The organism is Streptomyces litmocidini (assembly GCF_014649755.1).
In the GTDB taxonomy this organism is placed as follows: Bacteria; Actinomycetota; Actinomycetes; order Streptomycetales; family Streptomycetaceae; genus Streptomyces; species Streptomyces litmocidini.
The window spans coordinates 304,777-320,000 of the sequence record NZ_BMTQ01000004.1; the positions used below are offsets into that span (position 1 = coordinate 304,777).

Genomic DNA, 15,224 nt, shown 5'->3' on the forward strand with positions numbered 1-15,224 from the left:
CGCGCGCTCCGAACAAGAAGAACTCTAGCCTGTGACCTGCCGGAAAGTGAAATCCGGGTCCGGCAGGCCGGTCATGGGCTCAGTCGTCGTCGCCGAGGACCGGCTCGGGCAGCGTGCCGGCGTTGTGCTCCATCAGGCGCCAGCCGCGCGCGCCCTCGCCGAGGACCGACCAGCAGCAGTTGGAGAGCCCGCCCAGGCTCTCCCAGTGGCCGGCCTCCAGGCCCAGGAGCCGGCCGATGGTGGTGCGGATGGTGCCGCCGTGGCTGACCACGACGAGCGTGCCGTCCTCGGGGAGCTTGTCCGCGTGCTCCAGGACCACCGGGGCGGCCCGGTCGGCCACCTCGGTCTCGAGCTCGCCGCCGCCCCGGCGCACGGGCTCCCCGCGCTTCCAGGCGGCGTACTGCTCGCCGTACCGCGCGACGATCTCGTCGTGGGTCAGTCCCTGCCACTCCCCCGCGTACGTCTCGCGCAGGGCGGAGTCGTGGGCGACGGTGTGGCCGGTGATCGACGCGAGCTCCGCGGCGGTGGCCGCCGCCCGCTTCAGGTCGGAGGCCACGATGGCGTCCGGCTTGAGCGCGGCGAGCAGCCGTGCGGCCCGGCGTGCCTGGGCGACGCCGGTCTCCGTCAGCTCGATGTCGGTCGAGCCCTGGAAGCGGCGCTCCAGGTTCCAGGAGGTCTGGCCGTGGCGCCAGAGGACGATGCGGCGGCCGCTGCCGCCCTTGGTGGCGCTCAGCTCAGCTCACCGTCCGGTCCCTCGGGAAGGCCGGAGCCGGCCTCGATGTCGGCGCCGGTCAGGGCGGCGTGCTCGGCGGCCTTGCCGCGGGTGTTCACGGCGTCCTCGGGCAGGTCGAGCTCGGGGCAGTCCTTCCACAGCCGCTCCAGGGCGTAGAAGACCCGCTCCTCGCTGTGCTGCACGTGGACGACGATGTCGACGTAGTCCAGGAGGATCCAGCGCGCGTCGCGGTCGCCCTCACGGCGGACCGGCTTGGCGCCGAGCTCCTTGAGCAGCCGCTCCTCGATCTCGTCGACGATCGACTTGACCTGGCGGTCGTTGGGCGCGGAGGCGAGCAGGAAGGCGTCGGTGATCGACAGCACGTCGCTGACGTCGTACGCGATGATGTCGTGCGCGAGCCGGTCGGCGGCCGCCTGGGCGGCGGTCTTGACGAGCTCGATGGAACGGTCCGTAGCGGTCACAAGCAGGCTTTCGTCGGCGGTCCAGTACCCCTCCAGGGTCTCACGGACCGCCGACGACCCCGTCGGTGTTTTCCGGGGCGCCCTTACCGGGGCCCCGGAACCTTGTAGTCCCGGCCCAGGACCACGGTGACCGCGATCGTTCCCGAGGGCTTGCCCTTCCCGACGGAGGAGGCGGGCAGCCCCAGCGTCTTGGCCACCTCGACGGCCGTCGCCTTCTGGGCGTCGTCGCCGTAGAGGACCTGCGATTCCTCCCGGGTCTCCGCGTCGGCGCCGCCCACGAAGGTGAAGCCGCCGTTGATCAGGACGATCCGGGCCGCCTCGGCCGCCTTCTTGCCGGAGCCGTCCCGCACCGAGACCCGGGGGACCTCGCCCGCCTCGGGGGCGGTGACCTTGCCGCCCAGGATGTCCTTCACCACGCTGTCGCTCGCGCCCTCGGTCAGCGCGCCGTCCTGTCCCACCGGGAGCAGGGCCGTCTTGTAGTCGCCGATCTTGGCGTGCTCGGCGAGTCTGGCGAGGGAGGCGGCGAGGTCCTTCTCCGGGAGCGAGGGGTCGAGGATCTGCTGGAGGGTCTCGATGGTGACCGTGGCCGCCTCGGGGTCGCTGGAGAACTTGCGCAGCACCCCGTACATGACCCCGCCGAAGCGCTGGAGCTGCTTGGCCTCGGCCTCGCCGGGCGCGCGGTAGGTGGCGTAGGCGACGGCGGCGCGGCCGTTGAGGGTCTGCTTCTCGCCCTTCCGGACCAGCGGTTCGGCGCCCTTCTTGGTGTCGGGGACGTCCGTGTCGGTGTCGATCTCGATGCCGCTGACGGACTCGACGAGGTTCTCCAGGTAGGGGGTGTCCAGCCGCCAGGTGCCGGTGATCTCCGTCCCGAGCAGGTTGCCGATCGCCTCCCGGGTGCCGCTGGAGCCGTCGTCCTCGACGGATTTCCCGAGGGTGGTCCCGGCGCCCTCGGCGTCGGCGACGACGACGGAGTTGGGGAGGAGGACCGTGGTGCCCTGGCGGGTGGTGGTGTTGTCCACGAGCAGGGCGGTGGAGGTGGTGCCGTGCTTGAGGTCGTGGAGGTGGACGACGATCGTGTCGCGCTGCTGCGGGCCGGTCGCGGCGTCCCCGCCCTTGCTCCCCGGTTCGGACGAGCCGGGGAACAGGCCCGCCGACCAGAGGTAGCCGACGCCGCCCGCGACGGCGAGCACGAGGACGACGACGAGCGCGACGATCCGGTTGCGGCCGCGCCGTCTGGCTTCCTCCCGCCGCTCCGAGCGGCTCTCGGTGAACTTGAGCCAGTCGATGACGTCCTCGGAGTCCTCGTCGGGCTCCTCGATGAACGAGAACTGTTCCGTGCGGTACGCGCGGTCGTCCTCGTCCCGTCGCGGCGGGGCGGACCGCTCGGAGGCGGGGCGCTGGCCGGGTACTCCGGCCGGGGCCGCGACGGGGGCGGCGGGCGCGGGGGCCGCCTGGACGGGCGCGGGGGCGGGAGTCTGCGCGGGCTCGGGCTGGGCGGCCCACTGCTGTCCGGTGTCGTAGGACGGGTAGGCGTAGCCCTGCTGCCCGTAGGGGTCGTACTGCGGGGCCGGGCCCGGCTCCTGAGCGGGCTGCTGCTGGGCGTACGGGTCGTAGCCGTACGCCTGCTGCGACTGCTGCTGCCCGGCGTACGGGTCGTAGTGCTGGGCGGGCTGCTGCTGATGCGTCTGCGGCTGCTGGTACACCGGCTGCCCGTACTCGTCGTAGCCGATGATCTGCGGCTGCGGATAGTACGGGTCGTACGGGTGTTGCTGATCGTTCACCGGTGCCCCTCCCCGAAGCTCACTCGCCGCGGTACAGCTGGCGCTTGTCGATGTAGCGCACCACGCCGTCCGGCACCAGGTACCAGACGGGATCGCCCTGCGCGACCCTCACCCGGCAGTCGGTGGAGGAGATGGCGAGCGCGGGGATCTCGACGAGCGAGACCCCGCCCTTGGGCAGTCCGTCGTCGGTGAGGTCATGGCCCGGTCGGGTGACGCCGATGAAGTGGGCGAGCGAGAAGAGCTCCTCGGCGTCGCGCCAGGTGAGGATCTGCGACAGCGCGTCGGCCCCGGTGATGAAGAACAGGTCCGAGTCGCTGTTGAGCGACCGCAGGTCCCGCAGGGTGTCGATGGTGTAGGTCGCGCCCCCGCGGTCGATGTCGATCCGGCTCACGGAGAACTGCGGGTTGGACGCCGTGGCGATGACCGTCATCAGATAGCGGTCCTCGGCCGCGGAGACGGCCTTGTGGCTCTTCTGCCACGGCTCCCCGGTCGGTACGAACACCACCTCGTCCAGGTGGAACAGGGCGGCGACCTCGCTGGCCGCCACCAGGTGTCCGTGGTGGATCGGGTCGAAGGTTCCGCCCATCACGCCGAGTCGGCGCTTGCCGCGCCCGCCAGTAGGCACTTCCTGCTCTCCCATGCGTGCAGAGCCTACTGGCACGGCGGCGGACGCCGGATCAGCGGTCTCCGGTTCAGCGGTCGCGGTTGAAGCGGGTGGTGATCCACAGCAGCAGAAGCAGGGTGCCGAAGGCACCGAAGCCGGTGAGGTAGGGGCTGAGGCTTTCGTGGTTGCCGCCGTGCTCGGCGCCCTCGGCGAGGGTGACCAGGTGGGCGGCGGTGCTGTGGAGGCTCATCTTCGGCAGACCTATCGATCGGGGGTGGGAGCGGAGACTTCGCGCACATCGTATGCGGGCGGTCGCGGCGCGCTCACGCCGACTCAGGTGTTGGCGTCGCGGTCCGCGCCGTCGTCGTCGCCGGTGTCGTCGGTGCGATACCCGCGCAGCAGGAACCAGGCGAGCAGGACTCCGCCCACGAGCGAGACGAGCAGGACGATCCGGAGCGTGTCGCCCAGCCCCTGCGGTGCGGCGGCGGCCGCGAGCAGGGCGGCTGCGGCGTCTGCGGTGTCCGGCATGTCGGTCGTGCCCTTCGGTCGTCCTCGGTGTCCTGGTTATCCACAGGCTCCGGCACACGGTAGCGCCACCGCCTACGCTGGGTTCAGTCAGGGGGACGAGCACCGACTCGTACGAACAGGGGGCATCCATGACCGAGAACGACCAGGGGAACGTGCCGAGCAGGCAGCGGAAGCGGTTCCCCGGCATCTCCTCGCGGGCCTACGAGCACCCGGCCGACCGGTCGGCCCTCGTGGCGCTGCGGAAGCTCAGCGGCTTCGACACGGCCTTCAAGGCGCTCAGCGGACTGCTGCCGGAGCGCAGCCTGCGACTCCTCTACCTCTCGGACTCCGTCCGGGTGAGCGACGCGCAGTTCAGCCACCTCAACGACATGCTGAGGGACGCCTGTTACATCCTGGACCTGGAGAAGGTCCCGCCGATGTACGTCACCCAGGACCCGAAGCCCAACGCCATGTGCATCGGCCTGGACGAGCCGATCATCGTGGTCACCACCGGTCTGGTGGAGCTCCTCGACGAGGAGGAGATGCGGGCGGTCGTCGGTCACGAGGTCGGACACGCGCTCTCCGGGCACGCCGTGTACCGCACGGTCCTGCTCTTCCTCACCAGCCTTGCGCTCAAGATCGCCTGGATCCCGCTGGGGACGGTCGCGATCACCGCGATCGTGACGGCGCTGCGCGAGTGGTTCCGCAAGTCGGAGCTCTCCGCCGACCGGGCCGGCCTCCTCGTCGGCCAGGACGTGCGGGCCTCGATGCGCGGTCTGATGAAGATCGCCGGCGGCAACCACCTGCACGAGATGAACGTGGACGCGTTCCTCGCCCAGGCCGACGAGTACGAGAAGTCCGGGGACCTGCGGGACTCGGTCCTGAAGATCCTCAACGTGCTGCCGCGCTCGCACCCCTTCACCACCGTCCGGGCGTCGGAGCTGAAGAAGTGGTCGGAGAGCCGCGACTTCCAGCGGATCATGGACGGGCACTACCCGAAGCGCTCAGAGGACAAGGACACCTCGGTCACGGACTCCTTCCGCGAGTCGGCCGGCCACTACGCCGACACGGTGCGGACCAGCAAGGATCCCCTGATGAAGCTGGTCGGGGACATAGCCGGTGGAGCCGGTGACCTGGCGGGCGATCTGGGCGGACGGCTGCGCAACCGGTTCGGCGGCGGCCCGGGCCAGAAGGCGGACGGCGGCCCCGCCCAGGACGGCAGGGGCACCGGGGGCGAGGCCGGGAACGGGACGACGGGCGACGGGGCCGGAAGCGGTCAGAGCGAGGGCTGAGCGCTCGGCGCCAGAACTCCGCACAGCGCGGGGGCGGCGGGCCGGGCGGTGGCGTACGGATCGGTGACCGCCGGGCCGCCGGCGTCCGAGGCCCGCTCCCCCGCCAGGAGCGGCTTCAGGGAGCCCGTGGTGTCGGCGCCGCACGCCTGCGGGCCGGCCTCGACCGTGCTGGTCAGCAGCTCGGCGCGGTGCATCCGCAGGTCCTCGCCGTCGAAGCGGAAGTGCACCACGCGGTGGACCGTGAAGAGGGACGCCGCGGCGGCCGGCCCCGTGCCCCGGACGGCCGGGCGGAGCGCGTAGGTGTACGTGTGGTCGGCGGTGACGTCCAGCGTGTCGGGGCCGGTCTCCTCGAAGCGGAGGGTGCCCTGCACGCGGGCAGCGGGCTCCGCGAGGGCCACCTGCCGGGGGTCGAAGCGGATCAGCCAGGCCGCGAGGGCGTGCCGCCCGTCGTCGGCGGGGGACTCGACGCTCCGGTCGAACTGTTCCAGCTGGTCGGGGTCGAGCAGCAGGCGCGCGGGCCGGACGGTCGCCCCGGACAGGACGTCCGGCTCCAGGGCGGAGGCCACCAGGTAGTCCTTGGCGATGCTGAGGCCGGTGACGACCTGGCTCTCGGAGAAGTGGGAGGTCCGCCCGGCGACGGGCAGGTTGATGCCGGCGGCCCCGGTGCGGTACTCGGCGGCCGGGCTGTGGGCGAAGAGCTGGGCGGGCGTGCCGCCCGGGACGGGGCCCCGGGGGGCGAGCGGGACCACGGTGGTCCGCAGGGGCTCGGCCCGCTGGTCGACGGGGGGCAGGTAGGGGTTGCGGACGCCCAGGTAGATGGCGGTGCCGAAGGCGAGGAGGATCAGCAGGACGAGCAGGACCGCCTGGCGGGAGCCGCCCCGGCTCTCCCAGGAGGAGCGGCTCCGGACGGCCTGGGCGTACTCGCCCATCCGCTCCTGCGCGGAGAGCTCCTGGAGGTGGGCAGCCCGGATGAACGCCTCGTCGAAGACGACGGATCGGTATTCGTCCTCACCACCGCCGGGGAACCCCTCGGGCGTCCCCTCAGGCGGGTCGCCACGCCCTGCCATACCTTCAGGGTAGGTCCGCGCGGGCTTCGATAAACGCCCAGGTACACGACAAGTTCGGAAGAATTGCGCCGTCGGGGCGTACCGGGACCGCGGGGCGCCCGGCCTACCGGGGCCGACCGGGTGGCGGGATGACCGGCGGGGTGAGGCCCGCAGTGAGGCCCACAGGACGGTGGGATGACCGGCGGGCCGGGGCCGACCGGGTGGCGGGGTGCCTAGCGGGGCGCGGCAGACCGGGCGGGGGCCTGGGCGGCCGGTGGGGCCGGGTTCGGGTTCGGCGTGTCGACGCCGGTGGTGGCCGGCGGCGGGACCTGGTCCTCGCGGTTGGCGGCGGCGCCCCGGTAGACGGCGCTGAAGGCGAGGGCGACCATGCCGACGCCCATGACGAGGGCGAGGACCCAGGCGACGGGCCGGAGCCAGCGGGCGCGGCCCCGGTAGGGGCGCAGGGCCCCGCCGTGGCGGCCGTAGGGGCTGGCGTCGTCGCCGATGTCGTCGGGCTCGTAGGTGAGGCCGACGGGGTCGTGGCCGTCCTCGTAGGGGTCGTCCTCGACGGCTCCGCCGCCCGCGCGGGCGCGGGCCGCCTCGGCCTCGGCACGGGCCTGGGCGGCGGCGAGGAGCCGCTCGACCGCGGTGGGCTCGTGGATGGTGGCGGACCTGACGAAGTCCTCGTCGAAGACCACGTCGGCCCAGACCTCGTCGGCGCCTCCGCGGTCGACAGCGTCCTCGGGGTCTCCGCCGTCCTGGAACGGCCTGCCCCCCACGTCGTCCGGCACGGATTCAGAGTAGACCCGGAAGGGGCTTTTGGGCAGGGAGAGCGCGAAGCCTCCCCGCCCGTCCCTCCCCGTACCGAAAGGAGGTGTTACCGCACGTGACCGTCACCGGTGACGATGTACTTGGTCGAGGTCAGCTCCGGAAGGCCCATGGGGCCCCGGGCGTGCAGCTTCTGGGTGGAGATGCCGATCTCGGCGCCGAAGCCGAACTGGCCGCCGTCCGTGAAGCGGGTGGAGGCGTTCACGGCGACCGTGGTCGAGTCGACCAGCTGGGTGAAGCGGCGGGCCGCGGCCTGCGAGGTGGTGACGATGGCCTCGGTGTGGCCGGAGGACCACATCCGGATGTGCTCGACGGCCTTGTCGAGGGAGTCGACGACGGCGGCGGAGATGTCGTACGAGAGGTACTCGGTCTCCCAGTCCTCGGGTGTGGCCGGGACGACGGTGGCCTTGGAGCCCTCGGCGAGGGCGAGGAACCGCTCGTCGGCGTGGACGGTGACGCCGGCCTCGGCGAGGGCCGCGAGGGCCTTGGGCACGAAGGCCTCGGCGACGTCCTGGTGGACGAGGAGGGTCTCGGCGGCGTTGCAGACGCTGACCCGCTGGGCCTTGGAGTTGATCAGGATGTCGACGGCCATGTCGAGGTCGGTCTGGGCGTCGACGTAGACGTGGCAGTTTCCGGTGCCGGTCTCGATGACCGGGACGGTGGACTCCTCGACGACGGTGCGGATGAGGGAGGCTCCGCCGCGCGGGATGAGGACGTCGACGAGGCCGCGGGCGCGCATCAGCTCGTGGACCGACTCGCGGGACTCGCCGGGGACGAGCTGGATCGCGTCGGCGGGGAGCCCGGCGCCGCCGATGGCGTCGCGCAGGACGGTCACCAGGGCGGTGTTGGAGGCGTACGCGGAGGAGGAGCCTCGGAGCAGGACGGCGTTGCCGGACTTGAGGCAGAGGGCGGCGGCGTCGACGGTGACGTTGGGGCGGGCCTCGTAGATGATGCCGACGACGCCGAGGGGGACGCGGATCTGGCGGAGGTCGATGCCGTTGGGGAGGGTCGAGCCGCGGACGACCTCGCCGACGGGGTCGGGCAGCGCGGCGACGTCGCGGACGTCGGCGGCGATGGCCCGGACGCGCTCCGGGGTGAGGGTCAGGCGGTCGATGATGGCCTCGCTGGTCCCGGCTTCGCGGGCCTTGGCGATGTCCACGGCGTTGGCTTCGACGATCTCGGCGGTACGGACTTCGAGGGCGTCCGCGATCGCGAGGAGCGCGTCGTCCTTGGCCGCGCGCGGGAGTGGCGCGATTTCGGCGGCGGCGCCCCGGGCCCGGTAGGCGGCCCGGGTGACCGGGGAGAGGTTGTCGAGGGGCGTGAGCGAGGTCATGTTCGCAGGGTACTGGCACCGCTGTGGACATCCCTCACGTATTGCCCCCGTATCCCGCACTCCGAGACGTGCCCCCGTCGCGATGGCGTGACTCCGTCGGTGGGCGGGGCCCGCCCACCGACGAGAGCCTGTCCGCCGGCGGGGGCCCGCCCACCGATGAGAGCCTGTCCGCCGGCGGGGGGCCGCCCACCGGTGAGAACCTGTCCGCCGACGGGGGTCCGCCCACCGGTGAGAGCCCGTCCACCGGTGGGGGTGCGCCCCTCAGTAGGGGTGGACGCCGACCGGGGCGGCGGGTGGCGGGCCGTAGCCCTCCGCGATCCGCTGGTGGTAGGTCTCGCGGTCGATGACCTCGAGTCCCACGATCTCCCAGGGCGGCAGCTTGGCGGTCTGCCGGTGCTCACCCCACAGGCGCAGGGCGACGGCCGCCGCGTCGTGCAGGTCGCGGGCCTCTTCCCAGTACCGGATCTCGGCGTGGTCGTTGGCGTAGCGGCTGGTCAGCAGGAAGGGGTGGTCATGGGCCAGCTGTTCGAGCCCGCGTCGCACCTCCTTCAGCGGTGACTCCACGCCCGACACACTGAGGGTGATGTGCCAGAGCTTGGACACCGGCCGTTCCTCACGTGTCTCGGTGGTGGTCTCGGTCTTCCTGTCCGTGGACCTGTGCCGTGCCTCGTCGAAGTCGGCTCCGGCCTCGACACTGGTCAGGGCGCGTTCGGCAGTCCCGCGGGGCGGTGCCCCTGGGCGCGCTCGTCTCACCGGCGGCCTCCTGTGTGATGCGTGTGGTGCTGTACCCCGCCTTGTCTTACCCCCGAGACAAAGTTGACCAGTCCGAGGCGGTACTTGGGGCGGTTTTGGTGAACGTCCCTTCCGGATGGCCAGACTTTCAGCCGTTTCGGCGTCGGCCCCGTCAGCGGATGACGACCAGGTCGTCGCGGTGGACGACCTCGCGTTCGTACTCGGGTCCGAGGTCCTTGGCGAGTTCACGGGTGGAGCGGCCGAGCATCCGGGGCAGCTCCTTGGCGTCGAAGTTGACGAGGCCACGGGCGACGGCCCGTCCGGAGGCGTCGCGGAGCTCGACGGGGTCACCGGCCACGAAGTCGCCCTCGACGGCCGCGACACCGGCCGCGAGAAGGGACTTCTTGCCTTCGACGACGGCCCGTACGGCTCCGTCGTCGAGGCTGAGGGAGCCCTGCGGGGTGGAGGCGTGGGCGAGCCAGAGCAGCCGGTCGGCGGAGCGGCGGCCGGTGCGGTGGAAGTACGTGCCGGTGTCCCGTCCGGTGAGGGCGTCGGCGGCGCGGCTCGCGGAGGTGAGGACCACCGGGATGCCGGCGGCGGCGGCGATCCGGGCGGCCTCGACCTTGGTGACCATGCCGCCGGTGCCGACGCCCGCCTTGCCGGCCGAGCCGATCTCGACGTGGGCGATGTCCGACGGGCCGGTGACCTGCGCGATCCGCGAGGTCCCGGGCTTGGAGGGGTCGCCGTCGTACAGCCCGTCGACGTCGGAGAGCAGCACGAGCAGGTCGGCGCGGACGAGGTGGGCGACGAGGGCGGCGAGCCGGTCGTTGTCGCCGAAGCGGATCTCGTCCGTGGCGACGGTGTCGTTCTCGTTGACGACGGGGAGCGCGCCCATGGCGAGGAGCTGGTCCAGGGTCCGGTACGCGTTGCGGTAGTGGGCGCGCCGGCTGGTGTCGTCGGTGGTGAGGAGGACCTGGCCGACGCGGACGCCGTAGCGGGCGAAGGAGGCGGTGTAGCGGGCGACGAGGAGGCCCTGGCCGACACTGGCGGCGGCCTGCTGGCGGGCGAGGTCCTTGGGGCGGCGGGTGAGGCCGAGCGGTGCGAGTCCCGCGGCGATGGCGCCGGAGGAGACGAGGACGATCTCCTTCTCGCCGCCGCTGCGGACCTTGGCGAGGACGTCGACGAGGGCGTCGACGCGGTCGGCGTCGAGGCCTCCGGAGGCGGTGGTGAGCGAGGAGGAGCCGACCTTGACGACGATCCTGCGGGCCTCCGTCACGTACTGCCTTGCCACGTCCGTCTGTCCCGTCACCTGCGTCGCCACCTGCGTCGTCCTCACTCGGCTGTCCCACGCGCCGCGCGCTCCGGGCCGCGGCTGCCAGGCAATCTACGCGAGCCGGGAGGTCTGCCGCTCGTCCGTTTCGCTCCCTGGACCGGAGTCGGCGCCGGGTCGGCCGCTGCCGCGGGGCACCAGGATCCGCTGGGAGATCAGGTAGGTGAACGGGATCGCGACGACGGCCGCGACGAGTGGCGCGATCCTGTCGTCCATTCCGGCCCAGGTGACGAGGACGTAGAGGCCGACGCTCTGGACCAGGTAGTTGGTGACGTTGGTGAGCGGGAAGAGGGCGAACTTCTTCCACGTCGGCCGGGTGCGGTAGGTGAAGTAGGTGTTGAGGAAGAAGGAACCGATCATGCTGAGGAGGAAGGCCAGGGAGTACGCGGCGAAGTACGGCATCCAGGGGTGCAGGAGCAGGTAACAGCCGAAGAAGGTACCGGTGTTGACGCCGCCGACCAGCGCGAAGCGGAAGATCTCCGCGAGCCGGGCCCGTCGTGCGTCCCGCGCACCGCCGGGGCGCGTCGACCCCATCAGCGCTCCCGCTCGGTGGTCACCACGCGGATCCGTTCGGCGGCGGCGCGTTCGGCGGCGGCGCGGCCGAAGGAGCGGTGGGTCTCCTTCACGAGGAAGTGCGGGCGGCGCTTCGTCTCGTAGTAGATGCGGCCGATGTACTCGCCGATCAGTCCCAGCATCACCATCTGCACGCCCCCGAGCCCCACGATGATCGCGACCAGGGTGACGTAGCCGGGGGCGGTGACGCCCTGGGTGATCGCGGTGACGGCCACCCAGACGGCGTAGAGGGCGGCGAGGCCGGTGAGCATCAGGCCGAGCCAGAGGGCGATGCGCAGCGGACGGTTGTTGAAGGAGATCAGCCCGTCCATGCCGTAGTTGAGCAGGGAGCTGAACTTCCACTTCGTCTCGCCGCCCTCGCGCGCGGCGTTCCGGTAGTCGAAGGTGACGGTGTCGAAGCCGATCCAGGAGAAGAGGCCCTTGGAGAAGCGGTTGTACTCGGGCAGCGCCAGCAGGGCGTCGACGGCGGGCCGGGAGAGCAGTCGGAAGTCGCCGACGCCGTCCGTGAGTTCGACGTCCACCCATCGGTTCACGGCCCGGTAGTACACACGGCTGAGCGCCGTACGGACCTTCTTGTCGCCCTCGCGGGTGCGCCGCGCCATCACCTGGTCGTGGCCCTGGTGGTAGAGGTCGAGCATGCGTCCGAGCAGCTCGGGCGGGTGCTGGAGGTCCGCGTCCATGATGACGACGGCGTCACCGGTGGATTTGCGCAGGCCGGCGAGCATGGCGGCCTCCTTGCCGAAGTTGCGGCTGAAGGAGGCGTACTGGGTGTGCTGCGGGTGGCGGGCGGCGATCTCGCGCAGCCTTCCCAGCGTTCCGTCGGAGCTTCCGTCGTCGATATAGCAGATCTCGTATCCGACCGGGAGTGCGTCGAGCACCTGTCGCATCCGCGTGTCGAAGCGCTCGATGACGTCCTCCTCGTTGAAGCAGGGGACGACGACGGAAAGCCTGGTCATGGAACGGTCACTCCAGAGGGATGGGCGAGAGTACGTCCTGAAGGACTGGAAGGACCGCCACCGGACTCTCCTTCGAGCAGCGCGGCCACGGTACGGCGGGGCGGTGGCCGCCCGACGGCGTCCGGGTGACGGCCCCTGGTCGGCATGTCGTCCATGAAGCAAAGCATGTGGGGAAGATATTGGTATACGTGGCATTTTCACCCGTTCGTCACTCATAGGGGCGACATGTCACGGACCTCGGCCGGCTGGAGCGATGACCGTTGAGCAGGACCACCACCTCGGAGCCCGGTGACGCGCGGATGCCGCACGACGAGCAGAACGGCAACGACGGAGACCCCGGACAGGACACCGGCGGCGCGGAGGAGACGGGAGACGCCGTCGGACGCCGGGAGGGTCTGCGGCAGGTACTGCCCTGGATCGCGCTGCTCGTCGCCGCCGGGGCCGGAGCGCTGCTCTCGGTCGGCGCCTTCCTGGGCGTCTACGTCCGTCCCACGTCGGACGACTGGTGCGCCCTGTGGAAGGCCCGCGACATGGGGGTCCTGGGGATCACCTCGGACTTCTACCGCACCCAGAACGGGCGCGTCACCAACGCCTTCCTCACCGGCCTCCTCTACTCCGACGACATGCGGGGTCCCAAGCTGCTGCCCGCCTTCCTGATCCTCACACTGGGCACCGGGCTGTTCCTCCTGGCCCGCACCGCCCTGCGCCCACCGCGTCGGCCCGCCGAGCCGCCCCTCGTGCCCCTCGTGGCCGCGGCGGCGCTCGTCACCGCGCTGCTGTTCTTCGCCGGCACCCGCTCGTACCAGGTGCTGCTCTGGGCGCCCGCGACGATCTCCCACACCCTGCCGAGCGTGATCGGCATCTGGACCGTGCTCGGCGCGGTCCGTGCGGCGCGCAGCGGCGTGCGGTGGGCCAGGGCCGCGGCGGTGGGGGCGGCGCTCCTGGTCGGGGTGGCGCTCGGCATGCTGAGCGAGCCGTTCACCCTGGTGGCCGGGGTGTTCTCGGCCACCGTGGCCGTCCTCTGTCTGCCCCGGTTCGGCTGGACCCGGGACCGGTACGCGTCCACCTGGTGCGCGGCGGCCTGCCTCGGGCTCCTCGCGGGCCTCGTCCTCCTCTACACCTCACCCGGAGCGCGCTGGCGGCGGGCCCAGCACCCGCCGGAGCCGCTGTCGGCCGCGAGCGTCGGAGAGACCTTCCGCGACTGGTGGCGCCTCTGGCAGACGGTCGGCGGCCAGTGGGCGTATCTGGGCGCCCTCGCCGTCGGCGTGCTGCTCGGCCTGGCCCTCGCCGCCCGGCAGGACAGCGGGGGCGCCCGGCAGGAGAGCGGCGGTGCCCGCCGGGGCGGCCCGGCAGTCCCGGGGCTCCCCCCGCGCGCGCTGTTCCGCGTGGCGGTGCTCCTGCCGCTGCCGCTGATCGGCCTGGCCTCGCTGGGCGTCGTCTTCGGGCTGCGCAGCGGCTACGGGGACACCGGCTGGACCTACGGCCGCACCTGGACGAGCTTCCTGCTCCCGCTGCTGATCACCCTCTGCGCGTACGGGGCGTGGGGCGGCCGGCTCCTGGGGCGGCGCCTGGCGTCGCCCCTGCGCCCCGCCGCACGCGCGGCCGTGCTCGTGGCGGTCGGCACGGTCGCCGTCGGCAGCACGGCCGCCCTGGTGCAGCCGGTGCGCGCGCTGACCACGAGCACGGTGGCGCGCTCCGTCGCCTGGGACGCTCAGGACTCCCGTATCCGGGGCGAGGTGGCGGCGGGTGCCCGTGAGGTCGCGTACGGGCCGCTCCTCATCGGCGGCCTCACCGAACCCCTCTTCGCGTCCTCGTACGAGCGGGACTGGGCGGCGCGGTGCACGGCCACGTACTACGGCGTGAACCGCATCCACCGGCCCTGAGGCCCGCCCCCGTGGGCCCGCTTCGCCCGCCCGGCCCCGGCACGCCTCCCGAGCCCGGGGAAGATCCGGGCACGCGCGAGGAGGGGTGCCCCGGCCCGGGGCACCCCTCCTCCTCGAAACGCCGGTGTCAGACGGTCACGCGGACCGCGCGGTTGGCGCCCCAGCCCTCCCAGGCGGAGCTGATCATGGAGCGGACGTCGTGCTGCGCCTTCCAGCCGAGCTCCGTCTCGATGCGCTCGGCCGAGGCGACCACGCGGGCCGGGTCGCCCGGTCGGCGCGGGGTGACGACGGGCTCGACGCTGTGACCGGTGACCTCGTTGATGAGGTTCACCATCTCGCGCACCGACACGCCCTCGCCGCGCCCGATGTTCAGGGTCAGCGTGGCCGTCTCGCCGCGCTCGGCCGCCGCGGCGAGCGAGCGGGCCGCGGCGAGGTGGGCGCTCGCGATGTCGGCGACGTGGATGTAGTCGCGGATGCAGGTGCCGTCCGGCGTCGGGTAGTCGTCGCCGAAGATGCGCGGGGACTCGCCGGCGTCGAGGCGCTCGAAGACCATCGGCACCAGGTTGAAGACGCCGGTGTCGGCGAGCTCCGGGGCCGCCGCGCCCGCCACGTTGAAGTACCGCAGGCAGGCCGTGGACAGGCCGTGGGCCTGGCCGACGGCGCGGGCCATCCACTCGCCGACGAGCTTCGTCTCGCCGTACGGGCTGAGCGGCAGGCACTCGGTGTCCTCGGTGACGAGGTCGACGTCGGGCATGCCGTAGACGGAGGCGGAGGAGGAGAAGAGGAAGCTCTTCACACCGGCCGAGACCGCCGCGTCGAGGATCGTCTGCAGACCCGTCACGTTCTCGTGGTAGTAGAACAGCGGCTTCTCGACGGACTCGCCGACCTGCTTCTTGCCGGCCAGGTGGACGATGCCCGTGATCCGGTGCTCGCGCAGCACCCGGTCGAGGAACGCGCGGTCCAGGACCGTGCCCTGCTCCAGGACGATGCCCTCGGGGACCCTCGCCGGGTTGCCGGTGCTGAGGTCGTCGACCACGACGACGCGCTCACCGCCCTCGGTCATTGCTTTGACGACGTGGGAACCGATGTAACCGGCACCGCCGGTGATGAGCCAGGTCATTCCGACAGTGTAGCCACAGCCTCCGGGCCTCCCGGAGGCTCCCGA

The 15,224-nt window shown here is 72.2% G+C and carries 16 protein-coding genes; 2 read left to right on the forward strand and 14 right to left on the reverse strand.

Translation table 11 applies throughout. The annotated features are described in order from the left end of the window. Nucleotides 1-79: 79 nt before the first annotated feature. From IE180_RS11010 to IE180_RS11035, 6 genes are all read right to left on the reverse strand, one after another. Nucleotides 80-733: a histidine phosphatase family protein gene (locus IE180_RS11010; RefSeq protein ID WP_190156858.1), complete on the reverse strand. Its 654-nt coding sequence runs from the start codon at nt 731-733 to the stop codon at nt 80-82. Beyond that, complete coding sequence (gene rsfS / locus IE180_RS11015; protein ID WP_030684910.1) at nt 730-1,194, reverse strand: ribosome silencing factor; 465 nt, start codon at nt 1,192-1,194, stop codon at nt 730-732. Before rsfS ends, IE180_RS11010 begins: the two co-directional genes overlap by 4 nt. Before the next feature lie 83 nt (nt 1,195-1,277). Further along, nucleotides 1,278-2,975 carry an LCP family protein gene (locus tag IE180_RS11020; protein ID WP_190156630.1) on the reverse strand — a complete coding sequence of 566 codons (1,698 nt, stop codon included), beginning with the start codon at nt 2,973-2,975 and terminating at the stop codon, nt 1,278-1,280. A gap of 19 nt (nt 2,976-2,994) precedes the next feature. Beyond that, nucleotides 2,995-3,615, reverse strand: a complete 621-nt coding sequence (gene nadD, locus IE180_RS11025; protein WP_093876137.1) for a nicotinate-nucleotide adenylyltransferase — start codon at nt 3,613-3,615, stop codon at nt 2,995-2,997. Nucleotides 3,616-3,667: 52 nt separating this feature from the next. Then, complete coding sequence (locus IE180_RS11030; RefSeq protein WP_030684916.1) at nt 3,668-3,829, reverse strand: hypothetical protein; 162 nt, start codon at nt 3,827-3,829, stop codon at nt 3,668-3,670. An 83-nt stretch (nt 3,830-3,912) separates the two neighbouring features. Beyond that, nucleotides 3,913-4,107, reverse strand: a complete 195-nt coding sequence (locus tag IE180_RS11035; RefSeq protein ID WP_190156631.1) for a hypothetical protein — start codon at nt 4,105-4,107, stop codon at nt 3,913-3,915. A gap of 128 nt (nt 4,108-4,235) precedes the next feature. Between IE180_RS11035 and IE180_RS11040 the strand changes: the two genes are divergently transcribed. Next, nucleotides 4,236-5,378, forward strand: coding sequence for a M48 family metallopeptidase (locus IE180_RS11040; protein ID WP_190156632.1), 1,143 nt, complete (start codon nt 4,236-4,238; stop codon nt 5,376-5,378). Here IE180_RS11040 and IE180_RS11045 read toward each other — a convergent pair. From IE180_RS11045 to IE180_RS11075, 7 genes are all read right to left on the reverse strand, one after another. After that, a complete protein-coding gene (locus tag IE180_RS11045; protein ID WP_190156633.1) occupies nt 5,363-6,445 on the reverse strand; it encodes an SCO2583 family membrane protein in 1,083 nt (360 codons plus the stop codon). The two genes, IE180_RS11040 and IE180_RS11045, sit on opposite strands and share 16 nt — an antisense overlap. Nucleotides 6,446-6,657: 212 nt before the next feature. Further along, entirely contained in the window at nt 6,658-7,215 is a 558-nt protein-coding gene (locus IE180_RS11050; RefSeq protein ID WP_190156634.1) for an SCO2584 family spore wall biosynthesis protein, read from the reverse strand. Between the two features lie 86 nt (nt 7,216-7,301). Then, nucleotides 7,302-8,585, reverse strand: a complete 1,284-nt coding sequence (locus tag IE180_RS11055; protein ID WP_190156635.1) for a glutamate-5-semialdehyde dehydrogenase — start codon at nt 8,583-8,585, stop codon at nt 7,302-7,304. Nucleotides 8,586-8,846: 261 nt separating this feature from the next. After that, nucleotides 8,847-9,338: a DUF8830 family protein gene (locus IE180_RS11060; RefSeq protein ID WP_093876131.1), complete on the reverse strand. Its 492-nt coding sequence runs from the start codon at nt 9,336-9,338 to the stop codon at nt 8,847-8,849. A 151-nt stretch (nt 9,339-9,489) separates the two neighbouring features. Continuing rightward, complete coding sequence (gene proB / locus IE180_RS11065) at nt 9,490-10,593, reverse strand: glutamate 5-kinase (protein WP_190156859.1); 1,104 nt, start codon at nt 10,591-10,593, stop codon at nt 9,490-9,492. Between the two features lie 108 nt (nt 10,594-10,701). Next, a complete protein-coding gene (locus IE180_RS11070; protein ID WP_190156636.1) occupies nt 10,702-11,181 on the reverse strand; it encodes a GtrA family protein in 480 nt (159 codons plus the stop codon). Then, the gene (locus IE180_RS11075; protein ID WP_190156637.1) at nt 11,181-12,176 is read right to left on the reverse strand and encodes a glycosyltransferase family 2 protein; all 996 of its coding nucleotides are present in this window, start codon (nt 12,174-12,176) and stop codon (nt 11,181-11,183) included. Before IE180_RS11075 ends, IE180_RS11070 begins: the two co-directional genes overlap by 1 nt. A 260-nt stretch (nt 12,177-12,436) precedes the next feature. Here IE180_RS11075 and IE180_RS11080 point away from each other — a divergent pair, with 260 nt between their 5' ends. After that, nucleotides 12,437-14,059 carry a hypothetical protein gene (locus IE180_RS11080; RefSeq protein ID WP_190156638.1) on the forward strand — a complete coding sequence of 541 codons (1,623 nt, stop codon included), beginning with the start codon at nt 12,437-12,439 and terminating at the stop codon, nt 14,057-14,059. A 127-nt stretch (nt 14,060-14,186) separates the two neighbouring features. On the opposite strand, the gene galE is transcribed toward IE180_RS11080, so the two are convergent. Further along, complete coding sequence (gene galE, locus IE180_RS11085) at nt 14,187-15,179, reverse strand: UDP-glucose 4-epimerase GalE (protein WP_190156639.1); 993 nt, start codon at nt 15,177-15,179, stop codon at nt 14,187-14,189. Nucleotides 15,180-15,224: the final 45 nt, after the last annotated feature.

Coding starts and splice junctions, on each gene's coding strand:
- nadD (WP_093876137.1), bottom strand. CDS start 3,615: ATGGGAGAGCAGGAAGTGCCTACTGGCGGGCGCGGCAAGCGCCGACTC.
- IE180_RS11030 (WP_030684916.1), bottom strand. CDS start 3,829: ATGAGCCTCCACAGCACCGCCGCCCACCTGGTCACCCTCGCCGAGGGC.
- IE180_RS11035 (WP_190156631.1), bottom strand. CDS start 4,107: ATGCCGGACACCGCAGACGCCGCAGCCGCCCTGCTCGCGGCCGCCGCC.
- IE180_RS11040 (WP_190156632.1), top strand. CDS start 4,236: ATGACCGAGAACGACCAGGGGAACGTGCCGAGCAGGCAGCGGAAGCGG.
- IE180_RS11045 (WP_190156633.1), bottom strand. CDS start 6,445: ATGGCAGGGCGTGGCGACCCGCCTGAGGGGACGCCCGAGGGGTTCCCC.
- IE180_RS11055 (WP_190156635.1), bottom strand. CDS start 8,585: ATGACCTCGCTCACGCCCCTCGACAACCTCTCCCCGGTCACCCGGGCC.
- IE180_RS11070 (WP_190156636.1), bottom strand. CDS start 11,181: ATGGGGTCGACGCGCCCCGGCGGTGCGCGGGACGCACGACGGGCCCGG.
- IE180_RS11075 (WP_190156637.1), bottom strand. CDS start 12,176: ATGACCAGGCTTTCCGTCGTCGTCCCCTGCTTCAACGAGGAGGACGTC.
- galE (WP_190156639.1), bottom strand. CDS start 15,179: ATGACCTGGCTCATCACCGGCGGTGCCGGTTACATCGGTTCCCACGTC.